This is a genomic window from Pinibacter aurantiacus (assembly GCF_019130065.1).
Taxonomy (GTDB): domain Bacteria; phylum Bacteroidota; class Bacteroidia; order Chitinophagales; family Chitinophagaceae; genus Pinibacter; species Pinibacter aurantiacus.
This window is the reverse complement of the sequence record NZ_JAHSPG010000008.1, coordinates 157,672-181,872: the sequence shown is the minus strand read 5'-3', so window position 1 is coordinate 181,872 and position 24,201 is coordinate 157,672. Positions and strand designations below refer to the sequence as shown.

General features: G+C 39.5%; 23 protein-coding genes. 5 read left to right on the top strand and 18 right to left on the bottom strand.

Annotated features, from left to right (window positions below; genetic code table 11):
• Positions 1–2: 2 nt before the first annotated feature.
• The 18 genes from KTO63_RS11850 to nusG form a co-directional block, all read right to left on the bottom strand.
• On the bottom strand, positions 3–1,193 hold the full coding sequence (locus tag KTO63_RS11850; RefSeq protein WP_217791500.1) for a glycosyltransferase family 4 protein: 1,191 nt from the start codon (positions 1,191–1,193) through the stop codon (positions 3–5).
• Positions 1,194–1,202: 9 nt separating this feature from the next.
• Positions 1,203–2,123, bottom strand: coding sequence for a glycosyltransferase family 2 protein (locus KTO63_RS11845; protein WP_217791499.1), 921 nt, complete (start codon positions 2,121–2,123; stop codon positions 1,203–1,205).
• A gap of 6 nt (positions 2,124–2,129) precedes the next feature.
• On the bottom strand, positions 2,130–2,771 hold the full coding sequence (locus tag KTO63_RS26280; protein WP_232373148.1) for an acyltransferase: 642 nt from the start codon (positions 2,769–2,771) through the stop codon (positions 2,130–2,132).
• Between the two features lie 107 nt (positions 2,772–2,878).
• Complete coding sequence (locus KTO63_RS11835; RefSeq protein WP_217791498.1) at positions 2,879–4,072, bottom strand: glycosyltransferase family 61 protein; 1,194 nt, start codon at positions 4,070–4,072, stop codon at positions 2,879–2,881.
• A gap of 131 nt (positions 4,073–4,203) precedes the next feature.
• Entirely contained in the window at positions 4,204–4,989 is a 786-nt protein-coding gene (locus tag KTO63_RS11830; RefSeq protein ID WP_217791497.1) for a glycosyltransferase family 2 protein, read from the bottom strand.
• Positions 4,990–5,074: 85 nt separating this feature from the next.
• Entirely contained in the window at positions 5,075–6,043 is a 969-nt protein-coding gene (locus tag KTO63_RS11825) for a glycosyltransferase family 10 domain-containing protein (RefSeq protein WP_217791496.1), read from the bottom strand.
• Between the two features lie 44 nt (positions 6,044–6,087).
• Entirely contained in the window at positions 6,088–7,248 is a 1,161-nt protein-coding gene (locus tag KTO63_RS11820; RefSeq protein ID WP_217791495.1) for a glycosyltransferase family 4 protein, read from the bottom strand.
• Positions 7,238–8,146 (bottom strand): NAD-dependent epimerase/dehydratase family protein, encoded by a 909-nt coding sequence (locus tag KTO63_RS11815; protein WP_217791494.1) that lies wholly within the window; start codon positions 8,144–8,146, stop codon positions 7,238–7,240. Before KTO63_RS11815 ends, KTO63_RS11820 begins: the two co-directional genes overlap by 11 nt.
• Positions 8,143–9,351 carry a glycosyltransferase gene (locus tag KTO63_RS11810; protein ID WP_217791493.1) on the bottom strand — a complete coding sequence of 403 codons (1,209 nt, stop codon included), beginning with the start codon at positions 9,349–9,351 and terminating at the stop codon, positions 8,143–8,145. Before KTO63_RS11810 ends, KTO63_RS11815 begins: the two co-directional genes overlap by 4 nt.
• Before the next feature lie 31 nt (positions 9,352–9,382).
• The gene (locus KTO63_RS11805; RefSeq protein ID WP_217791492.1) at positions 9,383–10,567 is read right to left on the bottom strand and encodes a glycosyltransferase family 4 protein; all 1,185 of its coding nucleotides are present in this window, start codon (positions 10,565–10,567) and stop codon (positions 9,383–9,385) included.
• Between the two features lie 2 nt (positions 10,568–10,569).
• Positions 10,570–11,715: an acyltransferase family protein gene (locus KTO63_RS11800; protein ID WP_217791491.1), complete on the bottom strand. Its 1,146-nt coding sequence runs from the start codon at positions 11,713–11,715 to the stop codon at positions 10,570–10,572.
• Between the two features lie 35 nt (positions 11,716–11,750).
• Entirely contained in the window at positions 11,751–12,362 is a 612-nt protein-coding gene (locus KTO63_RS11795; protein ID WP_217791490.1) for an acyltransferase, read from the bottom strand.
• Positions 12,359–13,618: an ABC transporter ATP-binding protein gene (locus KTO63_RS11790; RefSeq protein WP_217791488.1), complete on the bottom strand. Its 1,260-nt coding sequence runs from the start codon at positions 13,616–13,618 to the stop codon at positions 12,359–12,361. Before KTO63_RS11790 ends, KTO63_RS11795 begins: the two co-directional genes overlap by 4 nt.
• 64 nt (positions 13,619–13,682) lie before the next feature.
• The gene (locus tag KTO63_RS11785) at positions 13,683–14,588 is read right to left on the bottom strand and encodes an ABC transporter permease (RefSeq protein ID WP_232373147.1); all 906 of its coding nucleotides are present in this window, start codon (positions 14,586–14,588) and stop codon (positions 13,683–13,685) included.
• A 14-nt stretch (positions 14,589–14,602) separates the two neighbouring features.
• The gene (locus tag KTO63_RS11780; protein WP_217791487.1) at positions 14,603–15,172 is read right to left on the bottom strand and encodes an acyltransferase; all 570 of its coding nucleotides are present in this window, start codon (positions 15,170–15,172) and stop codon (positions 14,603–14,605) included.
• Between the two features lie 3 nt (positions 15,173–15,175).
• Entirely contained in the window at positions 15,176–17,569 is a 2,394-nt protein-coding gene (locus KTO63_RS11775; RefSeq protein WP_217791485.1) for a GumC family protein, read from the bottom strand.
• Between the two features lie 32 nt (positions 17,570–17,601).
• On the bottom strand, positions 17,602–18,378 hold the full coding sequence (locus KTO63_RS11770; protein WP_217791484.1) for a polysaccharide biosynthesis/export family protein: 777 nt from the start codon (positions 18,376–18,378) through the stop codon (positions 17,602–17,604).
• 18 nt (positions 18,379–18,396) lie between these two features.
• Positions 18,397–18,891 carry a transcription termination/antitermination protein NusG gene (gene nusG / locus KTO63_RS11765; protein WP_232373146.1) on the bottom strand — a complete coding sequence of 165 codons (495 nt, stop codon included), beginning with the start codon at positions 18,889–18,891 and terminating at the stop codon, positions 18,397–18,399.
• Between the two features lie 538 nt (positions 18,892–19,429).
• Here nusG and KTO63_RS11760 point away from each other — a divergent pair.
• From KTO63_RS11760 to KTO63_RS11740, 5 genes are all read left to right on the top strand, one after another.
• Complete coding sequence (locus KTO63_RS11760) at positions 19,430–20,602, top strand: acyltransferase family protein (protein ID WP_217791483.1); 1,173 nt, start codon at positions 19,430–19,432, stop codon at positions 20,600–20,602.
• Positions 20,603–20,699: 97 nt separating this feature from the next.
• A complete protein-coding gene (locus KTO63_RS11755) occupies positions 20,700–21,761 on the top strand; it encodes a metallophosphoesterase family protein (protein ID WP_232373145.1) in 1,062 nt (353 codons plus the stop codon).
• A 104-nt stretch (positions 21,762–21,865) separates the two neighbouring features.
• Positions 21,866–22,480 (top strand): hypothetical protein, encoded by a 615-nt coding sequence (locus KTO63_RS11750; protein WP_217791482.1) that lies wholly within the window; start codon positions 21,866–21,868, stop codon positions 22,478–22,480.
• A gap of 87 nt (positions 22,481–22,567) precedes the next feature.
• Positions 22,568–23,620, top strand: coding sequence for a type II asparaginase (locus tag KTO63_RS11745; RefSeq protein WP_217791481.1), 1,053 nt, complete (start codon positions 22,568–22,570; stop codon positions 23,618–23,620).
• Positions 23,621–23,661: 41 nt separating this feature from the next.
• On the top strand, positions 23,662–24,168 hold the full coding sequence (locus KTO63_RS11740) for a DUF4199 domain-containing protein (RefSeq protein ID WP_217791480.1): 507 nt from the start codon (positions 23,662–23,664) through the stop codon (positions 24,166–24,168).
• The last annotated feature ends 33 nt before the right edge of the window (positions 24,169–24,201 follow it).

Below are 24,201 nucleotides of genomic sequence, written 5' to 3'. Positions count from 1 at the left end.
CACTATTGAACAGAATTGTTTAAGCCCTCTACAAGATTACGAACTATCGCACTGTTGGAATAATCCATAATAATCTCTTTAGACTTGTTTCCCGCGCTTATACAAAAAGCTTCATCAGAAATAAGTTTATTGATGCATGCCGCCAGGTCGTCAATGTTTTTTTCCCTGAACACGAAACCATTTTCTCCATTTTTTACCAAATCTGCGGAGCAACCACAGGTATCGGAGACAACTACGGGCTTGGCAAAGTTCATCGCTTCATTAACAGATAACCCCCATGTTTCTTCCATGCCAGAGCACATTACAAACACATCCGCTATTTCATAGTATTTTGGAATGCTTGATTGATTAATGAATCCAGTCAGGTAAATGTCAGACAAATTATGCTGTTGAATGTACGCCTCCATTTCTTTTCTCAGCTCACCCTCGCCAACCATTACCAAGGCTACATTACTACTACCAATTTTCTCATACGCTTTAATAAGATCAAGCGGATTCTTTTTAGGAATATACTTGCCGCTATAAAGAATTATTTTTTTATCCAGCGGCAAATTCAACTCCGTTTTTATACTGTCTCTATTGCTCTTCAACTCTTCGTGTTTCAGTTGAAAAAAAGCATTATTAACACAATAAGGCGTATAGAGCAATTTTTCTTCCGGTACTCCGTAGTATTCAAAAAACTTTTTGCTTTCTTTTCCTATATAGAGACATTTGTCAATCATTTTAAAAAGAATATTTTTTAAAATAATTCTCTTTAAAAACAAAGTACGTTTCGACTTTTTTATCTCCTGGTTATATGGATTCTCTGCTCTCAGCCAAATCTTTTTTCCATACCATTTTCCAGCCAAAATGGTCATCCATACAGATGCATAGCTCCAGCCATGTACTACAATTACATCACCTGTTTCTCTTTTAAGAACTTTAATTACTGCAGGGTTTATCAGCTCCCAAAATTTGTTGTCCAGCGTTTCCTTTTTTGACTTGTTAGGAAGGAATGTAGATTTATATCCTTCGAGTAAAGGAACATCCCATTTAACCTGAACGCCAAACCCAGCGTCTTTTCCGCCTCTTATGCTTGCATCGGAGAAATAATATACCTGTAAGTCGCTTTCTTTTGCTAGCTCTGTCAATAATGGTGAAATATATTGAATCGGATGACTGAGAAAATATAATAACCTTTTCTGTTGTCGCATATTAATTTATCATTTTACCAATAGCCTCAGTATTACTTTGAGTTTAGATCTGTAACCTTTTATAAGCCTCCAGTGAGTATTTGCAAAACTAAACTCAGCTCCTTCTATTGATATATTGTACACAGAGGAATAGTAGAGTATCTGTGTCATTAAAAGTGATTTGTATCTTTTTTTATCGGCGCTTGCAATCCAGTCGGCATCATTTACATCATCAATAAAATGCTTTAGCAATTGGATGACGTGGCCCGCTCTTTCTTTATTATTCAGAGCCCGTGAAACAGATTTCGTTTGGCGTCTTCTGTTATATATTGAAAACACTCCTTCAACATATCCAAATGCCTTGCCCGATAGTGCAGCTTTTGTAAAGTACTCTCTGTCCTGTGCAATTTTTGTTGAAGGGTTCCATCCATCTTTTTCTACCATCAATTCCGCAGTTGCTCGTTTAACAAGATAACTATGGGGAGGGGACCAGTTATCCCTTAGAAGTTCTTCGAGGTAGTTTGAATAAGAAGTCAGTTTTTTAAATTCCTGTAGTAAAAATCTTCCGTTCTCGTCATACTCGTCAAGTTTCCAATCAGAATAAGCTATTTCAATTTTTGGATGTTTTTCCAGGTAAGCAATCTGCGTATTAAATTTTCCTGGTAAAATTGTATCGTCGGCATCAAGCCATTGTATGTATTGTCCTGTCGAAAGTGAAAACCCATAGTTTCGCGCATTGTTTCCACCCTTGGCAATGTTCTTAACAACTACCAACTCCTCAATTTCATTTTGTAAACGGTTAAGCACCGACAAACTTTGATCAGTAGAATGATCGTCAACTACGATAATTTCCTTGACAAAAGGTCGTTGCGCCGTGCAACTTTTTATTGCTTTTTCAACCCACTCTTCACAATTATAGTTGGGTATAATTACAGATACCGACCTTTCCATTAATAGTTAAAGATGTTTGATTATTTTTGCGGGAACGCCACCAACCAGCGTGTAGGGTTCTACGTCCTTGGTTACCACGGCACCGGCTGCAATAATTGATTTCTCTCCTATTGTTACTCCCGGCAGTATGGTAACGCGTGATCCAATCCAGGCACCGTCTTCTATTGTTATGGGGGCTTTTTTCATTGCTCCTTTCCACGGTGCCGGTTTTTCCTTTTCGTATTTATGATCGTGTGTGTATATAATGCAAAATGCACCCAGAGCGACATTACTTCCTATAGATATGCTGTCGGTAAGATCTAGCAGTGCGTTGTCACCAATATAAGTGTTGCTTCCTATTGAAAGGGATGGTTGATCAGTTATGCGCTCCCTTGCAAAAATATTGGCACTGTTTGCAATATATACCCTATCGCCGATGGTCCATTTACCTGATACGATTAGCCGCGAATTTTCACTTATCTCTATATTGCTTCCTCCAATAAACTCGCCATTTGGACTAACAGTTAAACATGCACCTGGTGCTATAAAAAAATTTTCTTTTATGTCGATTTTACCTGATTGGCCGCACAGCAATTTGGATCTCTTTGACAATGTCGCATTGTCCCCAATTACAATTTTACCTTTGCCTTCTACAATAACAGGAAACATTACTGTTAAACCTTTTTTTGAGATCCTGCTTTTGCTTAACAGCAGAATCCAATACATATTTCTTTCAAGTCGACGAAAAAAATTTTTAATAAGCAGCAGGAGGATCATCAATTAATATTTACAAGAGTGAATAGTCTGTTTAGTTTATCTAAGTCAAGAAGTAAATCCTCATCAACTTTATGTTTCGTTAAATCAGTATTTTCAGAGGGGCGTTCACCTTCGGAAAACAAATATCCCAATTGAGCGCCAACCGTACTTGCAATAATGTAATACACAGGATCGACATGAAGCGGTGCAACATATTCTACAATGCTTGCACCCCTGCTACAAAACATAAGATTAGCAAAGCCAGAACCATGTATGCCAGTAATTGCGGAAGCATCTGAAAAAAATTCTGCGACTTCTTTAACGTCATAGTCTTCCGGATAATACTCCACAAACCCCTTTGCAAAAAGTAATTCTTTTAGTTCTTTTTCATTAACGATCTTCCTTGTAAGAGCCTTTTTTCTACTAATAAAAATGCGCTTCTTAGGATCCAGTGGCTTTTGCAGATCAGGAGAAATGAAATCTCTTAATAATGCAAGCACTTCTTTATTCACGTGTCCCAAAGTATCGGGAAACGATGGTATAATCAGTTTGTCAGCTTGTATATGAAACGTCCATCTATCTGAGGGTTTTATAATGGAAGACTCTTTTATACCGAGTTTTTCCAGGCAAAACTTTTGAAAAGGAAGATCATTATGGTCAAACAAAAAGAAATCAATTTTGTCAAAGTACCCAGTGTTCTTTAAAAAAAGAAACCTGGGCATCATATCAACGAGCCAGTGGTGGTAATTATTGCTTCCAGGATGAGCAATCACAGCCACAGTGCCATTTATTTTTTTCACGGCACCAAGCTTGAACCTGTTAAATACGCTTAACTGTCTTCCGGATTTTCCTTTGTATTGGCCAAACTCCATGCTTACATCTTCAATAACAAGATCATCCGGTGTTATTACTATGCCGTCCTTCCCCCACACGCGGCCGTTTGGCATTTCAAATACAAAACATTCACGTATTTTGCGAATTTTTTCATCTGCGAAAATTTTATGGACAGTGGGGTCAACGGTTACCAGCTCATTTTCGTGAGAACGGCGCTCAGGAAAAATAGTGATGTACTTAGTGTTGTTTTTCAGGGCCCACTCTTTCGCCTTTATGCAGCTTTTGGGAACACCTGCTACAGTCGAAGATACATTTAAGCCTTTCAATACATTGTTGTACGCCTTCTTTATATTAAACGCGAGCTTTTCTTTTGTTTGCATTGGTTCTAGGACCGCATCGCCGAGCGATACGGAATTTTTTAAGTTGACGATTGTAAAATATTTCTAAGCAGATACCTGGTTTTTGTAGCTTAAGAAAGCTGCTAACTCCGGCGCTAACATGCCGGCAATCTTTACCTGCCTAAGAGCTTTTTAGCAATTTTTTTAATTGACGATGTGTTTTGTTTTCTAACCAGGGAGGATCGTATCTCTTGATCCAGTGGACAACTCGCACTTGTGAGATATTTCACTTTCACTTCTTCATAAGTTTGAATATATTTTTTAAAACTATTCATTTCCTGCTCCCCGTGTTTTCTATACCAAACAATGCCCTGAGGCATTAACACAACAAAATATTTCTGTGACAGGCGGTGCCACATTTCAAAATCGCCTGCCATACGTATGGGAGCAAACTGACCTGCTTCATAAAACACATCTCTTCGTATTATAGAGGAAAGAGGAGCTTTGTGAAATAATCCCGGCCCCGTATAATGATACAAATACGCTTCTTTTGGAGAAAGCTGAAATGGAAATATCCTGTTATCATCCTGCGCAAGCGAGCACAAACCAAAGCCGGCATCCGGAAACTGCTCCATCATGCTTACCAGCAGCTCCAGTCCCCAGGGATATATAAGGTCATCCGCATCTACATACTTGAGATATTTCCCTTTTGCATGCGAGGCTGCTTTATTCCTGTTTGGATAATCTCCCAGGTTCTTTTCGTTTATGTGAACAAGAACGCGACTATCTTTCTGTGCATACTTTTTAGCGATCTCTACTGTTGAGTCTTTTGATCCATCATCCACAATTATCAACTCAAAGTTGTTGTAAGTACTAGCTAAAACACTTTCAATCGCTTCTGCTATATACTTTTCGCGATTGTATGAGGTCATTAAAACACTAACTAATGGGGCGTTCATAATAAGCTGATTTATGCCGTATCGTTTTATTTTTCTATCGATTTGTCAGCAGGGAAAAATTTTGAAATACCAACACCCTTTATTTTTACCAGGAAGATGTATGGCAATATGATTTGCGCGTAATTCTCGCTTTTGTTTTTTTATACCGCACTTCAGAAACTGCAGCTAATTGTGCCAAACTTCTACTTCTTAACTGAGCTCTGCCTTTATTAATAATATCTTGAAAAAAGGATACAACTCTGTCGTAATTCAAATACTCGTTTGCAACATTATTAACGAACCAATGTTCTTTAATCAGTGCCTTGTATTTTTCGGGGGAGTTATCAATGTCGATCACATACTCTGCCGCTTCCTTTAGCGTAGAAAAGTCGTGCACATTAATAAAACTTTTTGGATTAAACTCTTCCGTTATTCTGGGGTTTCCCCAATAAATAGGAATCGAGTTCATCCTCATTGGTTCAACAATTTTCTCGGTTGTGTATCCCGGATAACTTGAATTTTCAAAAGCTATTGTAAATCTGTATTGATTTATAAACTGGCATTTATCATCAACTGTTCTGCCTAGTTTATAACCAATATTATTCAACACGTTTCCACCAGAATCTACTCTTTTCAGATCACCCAGTATCTTAAAAAAGTCCAGTCTTTCTTTTGCGTGCGGGTTAGAAACCACCATGTTGCAAAACTTCGTTTTCTGACTTACAATTTCATCTATGTTTTTTGGTTTCAGCAACGCATCCACTCCCCAAACGCTTGTATAGAGCGAATATAAAGGAAGGCGCAAATGCCTTTTGTCAGATAAAATGTCGAACGTTAATGCGTAATCACAAACGCTGAGATTCGGTCTCACATTTTCAGCAGTGAAAAATATTTTGACCGCATTTTTGAATTTGGTAAATGTGCTGCTATACACCCCATATATCAGAAACTCAGGAGATACAGGGTCAATAATCAGGTTGTAGTGCGGGGACAAAAGTTGTACAAAGAAATTGTCTTCAACATTAAACCCAGGCCAAAAGTCTGCGAAATAAAGCCTAACATCCTTTTTACTCATATAATTGTTTTAAGAGTTACTCAGGTATGTATAGGTCTCAGTTACTATCGATTCTTAACTTTTCTAATGATTTTTACCAGCCAGTTAGGAAAAAACTTTTTGTCCAGCAATGACATGCCGGGACTGCAATTTATATTTTTGCGACGATACTTTTCAAACTGCATGAACAGCGTAAAGTAGTTGTCTGCGTTTTTCTGAATGTCATAATTTGCTTTTGCCAGTTGCAGACAATTGTCTTGCATCTGCCTCAGCAGGTTCCTATCGTTGTGCAACAATTCTATTTTATCTACAAACCCATTCACATCGCCCAATGCGCATCGAAAGCCAATGCCTTCTGTAACGATGTCGCGAATACCTCCGGGTAAATCATTGGTAATGGTTACCACGCCGTTTGCAAGACATTCTAAAATAGATACGGGCGTTCCTTCGAACATGGTAGGAAACACGAAAGCATCCTGCTCTTTTAAAAGTCTATAAATCTCATCTTTTGTATCCGGCTCATGAAACGAAACATTTGTTTTTCCTTCCCATTGCCTGATAAGGTCACTTTTTAAAGGGCCTTTCCCAATGATGGTCCAGTTAACAGCAATGTTTTTCTTGCGGAGAATTGTTTCCATTTCATGCAACAACATCACTCCCTTCCCGCTATCCAGTCTTCCTAAAAAAACAAGATTAAGTACGTCATGATTTTTTTCCGGCAGGTTAGCCACCTGGTCAACGCCGTAGGGAATATAGAAACTTCTGCGTGCAAACAAAGAAGGTTGGGAAGCAAAAACCGCATCGCTAAAAAAAGAAGAATGAGCGATTGCAACGTCTACCATGTCTTTCAAACGCACATTCGCATTTACATAAAAATAGTCGTGAATTAAATGGAAGACTGTTTTGGGATTGTTGAACAATCGCGCAGCGGCAATGGTTAAAGCGTTGTCTGTAACTATTGCTCCTTCAGCGGATCCCAGTAGTTCGTTTAATCGCTTTGCCACAAAAAACTGGTTCTCCTTGTGCGAGTAATTAAACGTGATCACTTCATCAGCAGTGAAGGTTTCCAAAAACAACGGGCGGTTGTCTTCTTTTGCCTTTATCAGCACAACTTTAGAACGAAAGTTTTTTATGAGATGGCTGTTGTTAATTATGTTATAATTGAAACTGGCCACTCCTCCCATGCAGGCTGGAAATGTAAAAACTATTTCAGACTTATTGTTCATTGGTCAATTGATGGTACCACGATATATAATCAGTAACGGCGTTCTCCATTGTAATTTTTGGAGCAAATCCCAATGCGATGGCGTTGTCAACAGACGCACGCCAGTTGATAGGATCTCCCTTTTTCTCTTCGCCTGAAAAGCCTATTGTCTTGCTGCCATTATAATATTTCTCAAATATGTCAGCAACCTCCCTTATTGTAGTTTCAGTGCCGGTAGCGGCATTGTAAACATTACATTTAAAGTTGCATTTTTCGATGATAATGTTAATCAACGCAACCATGTCATTTATGTGAATAAAGTCTCTCGATTCATTGCCTGTACCCCATAGTTTAATCCCATCGGCCGCTGCCAACTTTGTGCAAACATCCCAAAGCAATTGCTTTCTCAAGCCCTTTCCATAAACGGAAAACGGGCGAATGATAGCAACCGGAATATTATACAAATTGGAATACTCTTTACATATTTGCTCACTCATTACCTTATGATAGCCGTAAGCAGATACTGGCGAAAGAATGTCATCTTCTTTAATGGGCAACTGATTGGGGTTGCCATAAACTGCAGCGCTTGAAATGTGCACATACTTGCAAAGAGGCTGATGTTTTCTAATCGTATCCAAAACTTTTGCCACGGCATATGTATTTGCCTCGAAGTCAAAAATCGGATGAGACATTGAGTAGGCAACGTTGCCACTACCAGATGCATTTACACACACATCAAACTTTCCATCGGAAAATAGCGTATCGAAATCCGCTGATAGTATGGACATTTTCTGATAGCGATATTTACTTACGCTTGCTTCTATAAGGTCACATCCGGTCACGGTGTGACCACCATCAATAAAAGAGGCCACCAGGTGACTACCTATAAATCCCTGGGATCCGAGTACCAATATTTTCATTTCTTTGCGATTGCTTTTTCAAAAACTTCCATATAGCCTTTCGAAACATGTTTCCAGCTATACTTGCTCATATTTTCCTTTGACGTTTTGCCATCTTCGATTGCCCTGTCGTAATCTTTTAGATATGCTTCCAGCACATCTGCAATTTTTTCGGGGTTCATCGGATCGAAAAATGCGGAGCGAATTCCCCACGCTTTTTCATGTTCTCTAAATGGCGGAATATCTGATATTGCTGTAGGCGTGCCGAAATTCCAGGCATCCATTGCCGGAGTGCAAATTGCCTCGTAAATAGATGGAGATACCAAAAGTTTGGCATTCTTTATAAGCGCATCCAAAACTTCGTTTGGTTGATAACCCATGCCTCTTACATCATAAAAAGTTTGAGGACTATTGGAGGTCAATAATTGAACACCTCTGTATTCCGCAATTCCTTTCGGAATGCTTTCTGAGTTCTTGCCGGTTAGTATCAATTTATAATTTTCAAATCCGGGTCTTTGTCGCAATAAATAAAATGCGGTAAAAAGATTAAGGTGATTCTTATGAGGGAAAAAATTTCCAGGGAAAATGATGTATGGAAAATCTATGCCTACCTTTTTTAATGTCTCTTTAGATTTCGCGTCGTCAATTTCCTGATTTACCACGACAGGTCCAATATGAACAACTGTTGGAAAATGTTTAGCATTAGGATATAGTTTTTGCGCTTCATCTACAACATCCTGCGCGGAGCAAACATTGTAAGGCGTTTCCATCCATTTCAAAATTTCAACGTCCATCATTTTTACAAATGACAGGGAGAAAATTTGTTTGCCAAAAAAATACTTCCAGTTAAAATCATGAAGTGTTCCAACAATGGGAATTCTAAGATTGGGGCGCTTCATCATGTGTGCTGAAGGGAAATAGGCTATGTCATATTTTTCATCTACCTCTTTCTCTATTTCCTTCAGAATGCTATCGTTGCCATTGCCTTTAAATATTTTGTCTGTAACCTTGTTTAGCAGGCTTGTTCTTGGCATACTTGCTTTAATAACCTTTACAGTAACTTTCTCGCTTATGCTATGTATTTCGGGAATACTGGGAAGATTTCCACTATGTACAAAATAATCAATGGTGACATCATTGTTCGCCACCAGGTTTTTACACAATAACAAAGAAAATCTTGAAAGCCCTCCTGCTACATGTAAATTATCGACAAAAGCTATTTTCATTCGTTTATTTTTTCCGAATCCAATTTAAAAATCACTTGTTTTTATCTTTCTTTTTTGACACCAAAAAACGGTTTGCCAATCTTATTACCCTGGCAACATTTTCATTGTACTGCGCCTTTCTATACAGATCGCTAATTGTTACCGAAGATTTTGTTTTTAACTGTTTATATTGTGTAAATAGCTGATAGTACTTTAATGCCTGGTTTTCGATGTTGAAGTCTTCCTTTATTTTTTGAATGCAGTTGCCGCTCAGTTTTTGTAGCACACTTCTGTTGTTTGACAAAAAAGCCAGTTTTTCTGCAAATGCCTCGTTATCTCCAACGGGTACTACAAATCCGATATCATCTGACACAACCTTTTTTATTCCCTCGCTAAAATTTGCAATAACCGGAACGCATCCGGCACTCATCGACTCCAGTAAAGCAACAGGAAGTCCATCGGCTCTTGATGGAAGAATGAAAACATCCTGTTCTTTTAGTATCGTTAACACATCATCTGCAGTTACAGGAATCTGAAACTGAAAATTCGGATAATTCTCAGTCCTTTTAATAATTTCTTGTCTCTCCGGTCCATCGCCAAGCACCATCCACTCGACTTCAATTCCTTTTTCAACCAGCAAATCATTAATTACAGGAAGATCGAATAAGCCTTTAAACTTATGATGCCTCGCAAGAAATACGATTTTGAGCTTTCTGTTTGTAGAGTATTCCTTAACAAAGGAAGGCACTTTAACTCCATGCTCTATAAAATAAATATCCTTCTCCCTTCCTTCAAGCATTCTTTTTAGTTCTTCGAAAACAGTAATGTTATGTGCGATGAAGACACTAATCAGTGATTGATATTTTATAGCTATGGGTAGAAATCCTGCATCGTGACAAACGAAATAAACAGTTTTGTTGTGTTTGGAATACATATCCAAACAGATGAGTTCATCTTCAAGACTTGAAAGGATTGCTCCTTCTTTGTTTGAAATTAACTTGTTAAGTCCCCTCGACCTTATTCTTCTGGATTCTGAACCGTATGGAAATACAACATCATTTTTCCCCATTTTAATATCGAGAGCCTTAGCGCCATGCCAATTAATTGGATCGAGATAAATGCATTTAATATCAAAAAAATCCCGCGGAAAATTCGCAAGCAGATTGTTTGTAAAGCTTGTTCCTCCTCCTAATAAATTCTGGCTAACAATTATCAATTCGGGCTTTCCAGTATCCATTTCTATATATTAATTGTTTTTTTAGAGTAATTACTGACTACTTTTTTATTATAGTCAAAATACTTTTTCAGACCATTCATTGGTTTTTCAATAACATACCAGCTTATTGAAGACACAATTATTGTAACAATAACATACAATAAAATTCCTCCAATCGAAGAAGTCCAGGTTCCAGAAGGTAAGATATCCGTGTTAATCTTCAGGAAAGAAAAAAGCCTATAAAGGAGTCCCGGCACAAAAAAGTGATAGAGATACATGCCGTAACTTATTCTTCCTAAATAAATAACAATCCGATTCTCCAGGAACAATTTCATTACTCCGGTGTACCCAAATAGTGCCGCCCATCCTAATATCCAAAAGCTCATTACATTAAAGAAAAAGCGCATAAAAACAACACTGGTAAAATTGGTTCCTTCTTTAGCAGGAAAGATGCTGTAAGAGAAAATCATGAAACCTAAAAACACGACAATCGAACCCCAAAAAAGCTTCTTATTTCCTATTACATTTTTCAAGAAGTCAACCTTATAAAGACTTAAGTAGGCCAATACACTTCCAATCCCTAAAGAATCGAGACAACTAATTGTATTATACGCTGAAAATGGTGCCGACTCACTATTATACAGATATAGCGACATGCGACCTAATAATCCCAAAACAATAAATGCAATGGAGATTTTAAGAACATTTTTCGAATTAAGAAAGTATACCAGGAATGGGAAAAATATATAAAACTGCTCTTCCACTGCCAATGACCATAAATGCGTAAAGTCGCCAGCTTTTGCTCCTGCCGCAATTTTGAAGTTAGTTGTATATGTTAGCAACGATACAATGATTTCCCGGCATGGATACCAATTAATTATGAACGCGGCAAATATCAGTAAATAATAAATGGGGAATATCCTTAAAAAGCGTCTGATGTAAAACTGCTTGATGCTATAAAAATTATTTCCGCCTGTGGTTTCATTGATGTTTTTAGAAGTAAGTAAAATCCTGGTTATTAAAAAACTACTTAAAACAAAGAAAAACATAACGCCAAAGCCAAAAGGTATTCTGTAGATTACCTCGAAATCTGCAAAGTGCGCTAACATAACAGCCACGATAGATAAAAATCTAAATCCATCTAGCTGCTTAAAATATTTCGTTTCCATTTAGCCTATTTGTATTTTATTGGATTTTAAAACTTCTAGTCCGTCTTTTTTACTAAAACTGCCGGATTACCTGCATAGATCCCGTAATCTTCAGTGGACTTTGAAACTACGCTTCCCGCTCCGATTATAGTACCCTCTTCCAGCGTCACTCCTTTAAGTATGATTGAATTGAATCCGATCCAGGATTTGCTTTTAATATGTACCGGTGCATTTTTTACAACCGCCCAGTTTTTATGTAAGGGTCCCTTCATTGAGTCTGCTACATCTGAAGCTCTTTCTTTTGAATGCAGAGAATGTGCGTTGGTATCTATGAAAGTACAATCCCATGATACCATTATATCGTTGTCGAAAGTGATTTTTTCTTTACAAAATATAAGTGTTCCGGGACCTATATATGTACCATCTCCAATGATAACCTGCGCCGCATCGTCTTGCAACATTATGTTGCAGCACAAATAACAGTTATTGCCGATTTTAACGTTGGGATAGCCTTTTTTATAACCAACGGAAGCAACACTAAATCCTTCAAATTTGCAGTTGTCGCCATACACAAGATTCCCTGATTCACGGAGAATTGCCAGTTTATCTACAGGTACATTCTTCGGCTTATATCCAATTAAACGCTTAATTATCCCTTTTACGGTCATAGTATTTGTTTAAACTGATGGTTCGTGGAGAAATAACCATAACCGGCACCTTCATACATTGCCATTGCGGAACCTTCGTCGATCACTGAAAAAGGACATATCATTTCAACCAAATCATAAACTGCTCTTCCGGAAAATATTGCAAGTCTGAATGCATAATAGTTAGGCACTAACAAGTCTCCAGGATACAAAACCTGAAAAGTGTGCTCATTGGTTCCGTTTGCATCATTAAACCATTTGTCCAGATCTTCCACAAAAGTCGTCAGGTAATCGCCAGTCTTGTTTTGAATGGTACATGACAGCTGCGCAGAAGCTTTCTTAATATTTTTCGCAATGGTAAACTGTAAATAAATTTTGTTGCTCGTACCAAATGTGCTGCAAACTTTTCCCTGTTCGTCCACCACTTGCACCTTTTTAATATAGAACTCTTTTTCTTCCGGAGCTTCATAAGTCTCGCCGCTTAAGTTAAGGTTCAAATATTTTTGAACTACTATATCTGATGTTCCTGTATAAGCAACGGAGCCTTTATTCAATAGTATAGCAGAATTGCACAATTGAGTTACAACGCCCATGTTGTGGCTGACAAACAAAACCGTTCTTCCCTGACCTTTTGAAACATCTTGCATCTTGCCAAGGGCTTTCTTTTGAAACTCCGCATCACCAACTGCAAGCACCTCATCCACGATCAAAATTTCGGGTTCAAGATGGGCCGCTACACCAAAGGCCAGCCTTACATACATTCCGGATGAATACCTTTTTACAGGTGTATCAATATATCTTTCAACGCCCGCGAAATCAACTATTTCATCGAACTTCTTTTTGATTTCAGCTTTGGTCATTCCAAGAATGGCGCCATTCAAAAAAATATTTTCCCTTCCGGATAACTCAGGGTGAAAACCTGTACCCACTTCCAGTAAACTCGCTACCCTTCCTTTGATTTTTATATTGCCAATTGTTGGAGCAGTTGTTCTGCTTAAAATTTTTAACAGGGTAGACTTACCTGCCCCGTTTCTGCCTATTATACCTACCGCATCACCTTGCTTTATTTCAAAGTTCACATCGCGGAGGCTCCATACATATTCGCTGTCTCCCTTGCTGGCTCTGTCGTTCGCCTCACCTACCTTTAAGTAAGGGTCCTCGTTACCTCTTACTTTGTGCCACCATCTGTTGATGTCATGCGCCAATGAACCGGTCCCAATTTGTCCTAACCTATATTGCTTGGAAAGATTTTCTACTTTAATAACCGTATTGCTCATTATGCCAATTTGAAAAATTAAAAATTTGAAATGATTACACAATCCTGCATTCGAACACCTGGTACTATACGGTGTCCATAAAACTTTTCTCTACTTTGTTAAACATTATAATGCCGAAGAACAAGGACACCATCATGAACGCAAAACTGTAAAGCAGCGTTCCTGTTGTAAACGTTCCTTTACCAAACAGTGAATATCGAAATGCTTCGACCAAAGGAGTAATAGGATTAATCTCCAACAGTATCCGGTATTTGCTGCCTTCCAGCTTAGATAAAGGATATCCTATAGGAGATACATACATTCCAAGTTGAACTGCAAATGTAAGCAAGAGCGTAAAGTCGCGATATTTTGTAGTGAGAGATGAAATGATAATTCCCAATCCTAAGCTAAGTCCAGCCAGTATAAAAATGACTACAGGTGCTAGCAGTAAATAAATATTGAAGTGAAATACATATTTCCCGCTGATGCCATAATAGAACATAATAACAACCAGCAGCCCAAACTGTATTGCAAGTTTTATCAGATTTGAAATTACTATGGAAACGGGCAAAACCAGGCGCGGAAAGTAAACCTTCCCAAAGATGGGAGCGTTGGTTACAAAGGTGCCGGCGGTAGCTGTTAGCGACAATGAAAAATAATACCAGAGCGTTATGCCTGCCATGTAAAACATTGGCTGGGGAACGCCTTCTGTTTGAATTCCTGCAATGCCACCAAATAAAACTAAAAATATAATAGTTGTAAGTATCGGTTGTATAAGGTGCCAAACCGGGCCTAATACGGTTTGTTTTACCTGGGCAGCAAAATCTCTTTTAACAAACAACATGATCAGGTCCCTGTAACGCCATACTTCTTTTAACTGCAGATCCAGCATCGACGTCTTAGGCTGGATAATCATGTCCCAGTGTTCCTTGTCGGTATTCGTTTCAGTCATAGGTTGTTCACGTTCTAACTCTTTGTACAAAGTGCTCATATACTAATGGTAATTCATTTATCAGTCGAAACTGCATTGTCGCTGAGGTAATATTTTTCTCCGGTTTCAATACACACAGCTACATTTCCTTTATTAAAATCAAGTTTATGTCCGCATTTACTTACCCATCCCGCATGCCTGCCGGGGTTACCGACCACCAAAGAGAATGCAGATACATTTTTGGTAACTACAGCGCCTGCTCCTATCATTGCATACCGGCCTATTTCTACTCCACAAATGATAGTAGCGTTTGCGCCTATTGACGCGCCTTTCCGAACTATAGTTTTTTGAAACTCATCTTTTCTTGAAATGGCGCTTCTGGGGTTTATCACATTTGTGAAAACACAGGACGGTCCTAAAAACACATCGTCCTCGCAAACAACGCCAGTATATAGCGAAACATTGTTTTGGACTTTTACATTATTTCCTAACACTACATCAGGCATAATAACAACGTTCTGCCCTATGTTGCAATTCTTTCCCAAAATGCATCCCGGCATCAGGTGTGAGAAATGCCAAATCTTTGTTCCCTCGCCGATTTCACAACCTTCGTCAATATAACTGGATGAATGAGCGAAGTACATTTTCTATTTCTTTCTTTTTTTCTTTCCGAAAAGACCGGATAAAAGAGATTTCTTTTGTTCATCGAAATAGTGGCTCTTCTTGCCAGACGCGTAGCCGTAGCCATATCCATAATACCCACCATATCCTCTCACATGCTTGATATCATTTATGATGATGGATTGTCTTGGCAATTTCTTTTGCCTGTACATATCTTCGATAAATGCGATCTGCTTTTTGTAAGTATATCCCTGTCTGATGATATACACGGCTCCATCGGCCAGTTCGCCCAATATCAATGCATCACTAACCACTCCCACAGGTGCGGTATCTACTATAATCGTGTCAAAATTCTTCCGCGCATATTCAAACAGTTCTTTAATAGCGGGAGATAGTAATAACTCCGCGGGGTTCGGAGGCACGGGACCGCACGGCAACAGATACAAATCCGGAACTTCTTCCACCGGAATGATCAATTCATCAAGAGGAACATTGCCGACAATAAAGTTGGTAATTCCTTTTCGCACATGAATACCAAGGCCACTCGCTACTTTGGGCTTGCGAATGTCAAACTCCATTACCAGTGTTTTCTTTTTGGCAAGCGCCATCACACCGCCAAGGTTTGTGCTGACAAAAGATTTACCCTCACCACTAAATGTGGAGGTTACGATAATAACAGGCTTGTTTACATTATTCAAAATGAACTGCAGATTCGTACGAATGATTCTGAATTGTTCTGCAATAAACTTTCGTGAGTTGTTTCTCATCACCAAAGGAAGATCTTCGGAATCTGAGTGCCCAATTTCCCCAATGATTGGCGTTTGCGTTAAATTTTCAACGTCTGTGATGCTATTTACTTTATCGTTAAATAGTTCTATAATAGCTGCTATGCCAACCGGTATGGCAAGACCGATCAAAAGAAACATCATGTAAACGCTTCTTTTATTGGGCGACACAGGAGTGTACGAAGCAACAGCAGGCTCTACTACTCTTGAAACGGAGATGGTAGATGCAGAGGAAATAGACACTTCAATTTTTTTCTGCAACAGGAAAGAGAAGAGATCCTGCATGATCTGCTGGCGTCTTTTTATTTCCAGCAACTGCCTGGTTTTATTTGGCATTGACTGCAGTTCGCTTTGAGCACTTTCTGTATTTGCTTTGAGATTTTTTGCAGTAAGACTATAAGATGATTTAATGTTACTTAAAACTTCAATCATATCCCTCCGCATTTTGTCGAGGGATGCATCCATTTTCTGAATAATCGGGTTTCCTTCGGGAACAGTCTTTAAAGCAGCTGCTCTTTCAAGCTGCAACTTGTTATAAGTTAATATATACTCCGCTAATGCCGGCTCTTCAATTCCAAGGGTAGTGGGAACAATTTTGTCGTAATTACCTTTGTTGCTCAAATAACTCGACAACCAGTTTATAATGCTCAGTTTTACATTGCTTTCTGTCTGCTGCTTGAAATAATCGTCATATCTCTCAAGATAATTACTCGCCTGCGCGTCCACATCGTACAGCGAATTCTTTTCCATGAAATCCTGGAGATTTTTCTCTACTCCGGAAAGATCCTTCTTTATGGTGTCTAGTCGGTCATCAATAAACTGAAGCGTTATCTGTGCAATTCTGTTCCTGTCCTCTATATTCATGCTGTCATATACAGCCATAATATTCGTGAGGATGTCAGCGCAGAGGTCTTTGTTTTCAGTTGTTGCAGCAAGATTCAAAACATCCGTTCCTTCGGCATGGGATACGTTTAAGGCACCCCTATATCCGTCTGCCACAGATGAAGCGGGATTGTGCGTGATTAAAAAGCGGGGAACCTCACTTCCTACGTGACTAAGATCGCCGGTTTTTAGTATTTTATAATTAAATGATCCAAAAGGAAAGATTTCACCAAATACATGTTTTTTGGGGTCATTATTAATCGTAAACGAATTATTATCTACAACCTGAACGTCGAGAGCAAATGAAGTATTTGCATAGGCCGTATCAAGCGGCACAAGTTCTATAGGATTGTTTTTGTATAAAAGACTTGATTTTACATTACCTACAGAATAGTATTGTGTTTGCAGATTAAGATTTTGCACCACGCGTTTTAGCATGGGTTTAGACTGCAGGATGAGCATTTCATTGTTCAAATTCATGCCACCAGACGGATTCATGAACAGCGCCCCAAGTTTGCTATCGCTACTCGCAGAACCCCCTCCCAGTTGATTATTTTGAATAAGCATGGAGGATCTTGCGCTGTATAACGGTACGGTGTATCTTAATTTTGTGTATGCAAATGCCAATCCTATTATACCGCAGAGCAATATCCAGGGCAGGTACTTTAAATACTTCAGGATAAAATCCTTAATATTTAAGCTGTTTTGCTGGGTGTCAGATATTAGTTCAGGAGAAAATGAATTATCAGCCATTCAAAAAAATTATGATTATTTAGTGATGGTAATTATTGGTTGTTGCTTATGGTAATTATTAGCGTAGTTATTACTGCTGCTGTAGATATAACAGCTGTTGATATTCCTATCCACCTCATTGTTTGGTCCGTTGCAATGGCTTTCTTATCTAACATATCTACATATACCATGTCATTCTGCTGGAGGTAGAACCAGTCGCTTTTAAATATATCAGGAGATTTCAAATTTAATCTTCCAAACTCTCTTTTCCCGTCCTTTTCTCTTACAATTAATATGTTATCACGTTTGCCATATATGGTAAGATCGCCGGCCATGCCAAGCACGTCCAGGATGCTTACTTTTTGCACGGGGAATGTGTAGGTGCCGGGTCTTCCCACATCACCTAAAACTGTTACTTTAAAATTCAAAAATCTTATATTGTAATAAGGATGCGATAAAAGCTTTTCAAATTTCTTATCAAGCAGGCCCTGAAGTTGCAGAATGGTTAGATCGCTCACTTTTAAGGTCCCCAATCCGGCCATTTGTATGTTTCCGGCATTGTCTACCTCATACCCCATCGATGTATTTGGCGCTGTAGTGGAGGCCATTGCGTTACTTATCATGTTGTAAGGATCTGCTGCCGCATTATCATCACTGTATACCTTGATACTGATGATATCACCGGCTTGAATGACAGGCTCCTTATAATTCACTTGAGAAAGTTTAGCCGTGTCAAACTCTCCCTGGAAGTATCGAAGTTCTTTAGGGTTACCACAAGATGCAAGAATTATAACCAGCAAGGCAATGAGTCCTGTATATGATAATCTCATGTAGTGTATACGGTTGTTTTAAAGTTTTTTTAGTTTTGTTTTCGGCAGGTTGGCGGTTAACTTATAACCCAAGCACTCGATTACTAATTCAACTCTATTTTTCAGTACTTTTTTTATAGTTCCAGATTTGTCCATCAGTGGCCCCGTCGTCACCAATACCTGGTCACCGATTTCCATACTTAAAGGAGCAATTTGAACATCTTCATATTCATTCAAAAACTTTTTGATGTTCTCAATTTCTGCCTCTCTGATGACTGCAGGTTTGCCTAACCAATATACAAAGTTTACAACTCCGTTCACTCCTCTTATGTTAGACAAATCCTGTTGTGCAATTTTTACAAAAACATAAGATTTAAATAACGGCTCTTCAACTACTTTAACCCTATCGCTCCATTGCTTTTTCACTTTGTTCAAGGGACAATAACTTTCAAATCCTTTTTGATGTAAAAGGGCATCTATTTTTTTTTCCCAGCGAGGTTTTGTATAAAGTGCAAACCAGTCTTTATTCTGCATTATGGTTACTTCTTGACTACAAATGTAACAAACATCTAATCCGTTGAAACTCCGGCGGGGCACAGCTTCGCCACCTCAGTCACAATACTTTTTTATAACTGATTGATTTTTTGCAGCTTCCAATATGCAATAACCGTTCCTATCTTTTTGCAAAATTAAAAAGGCACAGAAGACTATTCTCAATAGTTGTCTTCTATGCCTTAATATTAAAACAAATAAAATATTGTATACTTCTCACAGAATATATTGTTTAAGGGCCCGTCTTGTTTAAAATATTAAATCGCCAACAACGGTTAATCGAACATTTTCAAAAGCTTAATATAAACGAACAACCGCCTGTAAACAGGCTGATGGCTGCAAATATATGTGATTTTAGAACCCAAAGAATACACTTCTTGGGCCGCGAACTTCTTATTAATCAATAAATAATTTCGTTATGGACCGTCGCAAGTTATTCGCATTTGGAGACTCTCCGTTTAGCAAAAAGTCAAAAGATTGTCCATTTTATCTTATATATTCGTCATCAAACCAAGCGAACTTGAACCAACGATTCTACTCCCTAGATGTTTTCAGGGGTGCCACCGTGGCCCTAATGATTCTTGTAAACAACCCTGGCAGCTGGTCACATATCTATGAACCGCTGGAACACGCTCCATGGCATGGTTACACGCCCACAGACCTCGTTTTCCCATTTTTCCTTTTTGCTGTCGGCAACGCAATGGCCTTTGTAATGCCAAAATTGCAAGCCGCTGGCGACGCCGTTTTTCTAAAGAAAGTCTTCAAACGAACATTTTTAATATTTATTATCGGCCTGCTAATGAACTGGTATCCCTTTGTGCGCTGGCAGGACGGGCATCTCATTGCTAAATCATTGCATGACATTCGCATATTAAATGTGTTGCAACGCATTGCATTGTGTTATTTTTTCGCATCCCTTATTGTCTATTATTGCAAGCCAAAGGGCGCTTTTGTGGTGGGTATGATGATATTGTTAATTTACTGGGCATTGTGCCTGCTGCTGGGCCACGGAGCTGATCCTTTCTCACTGGAGGGCTTTTGGGGCACTCACCTCGACCGGGCAATTTTGGGAAGTTCACATATGTACCACGGCGAGGGCGTTGCTTTTGATCCTGAAGGACTTGCAAGCACCCTCCCCGCTATTACGCAGGTTATCTTCGGCTACCTGGTTGGGCATTTTATCCAGCAGAAAACCAAGGAAAACAACTCTCCGTCAGCGTTTTATGAGCTGTTAACCAAACTTTTTGTGATCGGTTGTGTGCTTTTTTTCGCAGGTTTATGTTGGGGTGGCGTTTTCCCCATTAATAAGAAAATATGGTCAAGCAGCTATGTTTTGCTAACCACCGGTCTTGCTACGCTGGTCATTTCAATAATGATCTACATGATAGAAGTAAGAAAAGCTAAGGGGTTCGCTACCAGGCTGTTTGATGTTTTTGGCAAAAACCCTTTGTTTATCTATGTGTTAAGTCAATTATTGCCTAAAACCGATGCGATCATAAGGGTAAAAAACGGTGTGGAGGAAGACGGAAGCATTGAATACTCGTCGCCGCTAAACTGGTTTTATACGCATATCTGTGAGCCTTTGTTTTCCAATCCCAACAACGGTTCCCTATTGTTTGCCATTTGTATAGTGCTGTTCTTTTGGCTAATCGGTTTTTGGCTGGATAAAAAGAAAATTTATGTAAAGGTCTAACCCCGTTTTCAGTTAATCAATTCAGGCATTGTTTAACCTTATCATCAATATAATCAGAAGATTTTGCCAGTTCCTGTTTAAGAAACCGGTGACCTGGATGGCGGATAAATTTTCATCATCGCCTGACAAAACCGCTATCAATCAATCGCTTGATGCTCTTCTAAAAGAAATAAGGGGAGGCAGCTCACAGAAAGGTCTTAGACTAAGTGCGGACCTAAACTCGGGAAAGTACATCGTATTGTCTGACCAGCACAAAGGGGCCAGAGATGCGGCGGACGATTTTCTACCCTGCGAGAAGAATTACGTGGCAGCGCTTGACTACTATTTCAAAAACAATTTCACGCTCGTTGGCCTCGGCGACTGCGAGGAACTTTGGGAAAATAAACCCATAGACGTTTTAAGAAGTTACCGTGAGGACCTCTTGCTGGAATTAAACTTTCTTAAAGACGACAGGTTTGTAAAAATATTTGGCAATCATGATCTTGAATGGAGCTTTAAAGTGCCGCAATCCCTTTTTCTCAAAAAAAGATATGGCAAACAGTTGCGTATTTACGAGGGTCTGTTGTTAAATGTGGAGTATAACAATGAGGTGTTCTCCGTTTTTATGGCACATGGCCACCAGGGCGATCAACGCAGTGATGGCAACGCTTTCAGCAAATGGTTTGTAGCCGCCATCTGGACGCCGGTTCAGCGCTTTCTCGAGATAAAAACAAATACACTTTCCGATAGTTTCGAATTGGTCGACAAGCACAACATCATGATGTATGAATGGTCGGCACAGCAAAAGAATCTTCTATTTATCTCCGGCCACACTCACAAGCCCGTTTTTGCCTCGCTTGATCACATCGAAAGAATAAATACAGCGCTTGAAAAAGCAAAGTCCGACAGCAATGTTGAACTTGTTACAAAGCTGGAGGCCGAACTGGCGAAGCGCAAGGAGGAATATGCAGGTAAGCAGTTTCACAAAACGATGGTGATTCCGTCTTACTTCAACAGCGGCTGTTGCTGTTTCAGCGATGGCGATATAACTGGTATTGAAATAGAAAACGGTGAAATACGCCTGGTGAAATGGAAAGAAACGGATCACAAACCACAACGCCTTGTGCTGGAATATTCTTCACTTTCGTACATTTTCGATCAATTGGGCACGGGCAAATAACTTCAAAATAGTCTGTTTCATTTGAACATTTAAGCCTTTATCATGTTAGTCCAAGGTAGGGTTGCCTGTGCATTTTTGCCCTTGCAAATACCCGGTTATTCACTATGAAACACAGATCATTGTATTATTTCCTTCTTCTCGCATTGATGTTTACTGTTGCTTGCAGTAACCAGTCCCATATTACCACGACATGGAAAAATCCATCGTTTGCCGCTGCTCCTTCCGGAAAGTTGGTGGTGTATGCAAAAATTAGCGAACCTGTTTTTCGCAACCAGGTGGAAGACAAAGTGGTGGAAATATTCAAAAGCAAGGGATATGATGCCATCGCAGCACACAGCAATTTTTCTGACAATGATTTAAAAGAACGGGACGCTTTAAGGGAAAAAGCGCAATCATTGAACGCTACATCCCTTATAACGCTGCGGCCTTTAAAGACTGCAACAGAAGTAAAAAGCACAAAGCAAATGGCCACCACTACGGGCTTTGGCGGTAGCTATGGCGGTTTTTACAATGGCTTTAATGGTTCGCCGGTTCCCATCTCAGGAAGTGGTAAAATAGAAGAGCATTTAATTATCGAAACCAACTATTACGTTCAGGGTTCCAACAGTGCGGCATGGCTTGCAACAATTGACGCCAATATGAAAAAAGGATTGGATGCGGGCACAACAGAACTCATTGAAATGCTGATCAAGAAAATGCAAAAGGAAAAAGTGTTGTAATTACCATCGCTGCTTTACGGTAAAGCCTAACCGAACCCGAACTTCTGGGCGGGGAAGCTGTTATTGTTACCAATAAAAAAAATAACCATGAGCAAGTTCCGGATGCTATTGCTTTTATTATTTGTTTCCCTGGCTATTCAATCGATGGCGCAAAACGTACGTGTGAAAATCCTTGCTACCGGAGGTACAATTGCCGGAGCGGGTGCGTCTTCTACGAGGGCCGCATACAAAGCGGGCGAACTGCCGATTGATCAATTGTTAAGCGCTGTTCCCGACATTCACAAAGTTGCAAAAGTTACTGGTGAACAGATTGCCAGCATTGGCAGCCAGGATATGAGCATTGACATCTGGTTAAAAATAGCAAAGCGGATAAACGAAATTTTCAAAAATAACGAAGCTGACGCCATTGTAATTACTCACGGCACAGATACACAGGAGGAAACTTCCTATTTCTTAAGACTTACTGTAAAGTCCGACAAACCTGTGGTGCTTACAGGTTCTATGAGGCCCGCTACTGCCATCAGCGCGGATGGACCGAAGAATCTCTATGATGCGGTTGTGGTGGCAGCATCGCCTAAAAGCGCAGGTCGCGGCGTGTTGGTTTCAATGAACGAAATGGTATTCTCAGGAAGAGATGTTACAAAGAGCAATTCAACAAGCACCTCTACGTTCCAATCTGCCGACTTCGGCCCGATTGGTTTGGTGTACGATGGAATGGTAGAATACTATCGCAAAACAGAAAGACTAACCGGCACGTCAGCACCATGGGATATTGATAAAATAACAAAGCTGCCGCGTGTCGACATTGCATATATGTATGCGGATGCTCCGGCAACGGCGGTGAACGCATTCGTGAAAGCCAAAGTGGATGGAATCATTTTCGCCGGCGTAGGAAATGGGAACATGAACAAAGCTAATCTTGATGCATTAGCAGCGGCGGCGAAAAGCGGTATTATTGTTTGCCGCGACTCTCGCACATACAGTGGTCGCGTTACCTTGCATGATGAGGTAGATGATGACAAATATGGGTTCATTGTGTCCGACGATCTTAATGCTCAAAAGTCACGAATATTGTTAATGCTGGCACTTACGGTCACTAAGGATCGAAGTAAGCTTCAGGAGTTTTTCTTTACTTATTGACAGCAGGCAGCAGTTTGCTGTTTCTGTATCAAACCTTGCGCATGAAGAACATTGCAGTCAGGTATGCTTTAATTGCCTTTCTCGTTACAGTTGTGTGGACCTTATTTGAACACCAGATGGGTTACAACACTGTTGATCATGCCAAGGGTCAATATACAAGAATGATAACGGCTTTTGTGTTTTATTTTTTTATAGCGTTTGCTATTGCGCGTCAAAAAAGAAACCAGAGAAATACCATTTCCTTTAAAGAGGGATTTGTAACCGGCCTTATTGTTTGTGTTGTGTACGCCCCATTGTCAACACTTTGGTTTGCCTTGTATGGAGAGGTAATTAATCCGCGTTACCAGGCAAGTCTCATGGAATTTGAAAGGAGCAAACTGGTTGCTATCAAAGCATCTCCTATTATTATTGCCGATAAAATGAAGGAAGTGCAGTTAATGTCCGGCGGGTCGTTTCTTTCTTATTTCCTGCTTTTTGTATTTACATTTTTAATTGGAGCCATTATAGCTTTTACGACAGCACTGCTGGTGAGGAATCAGGTGAGGTGACAAATAACTGAATAACTGAATGTTCAACGATTG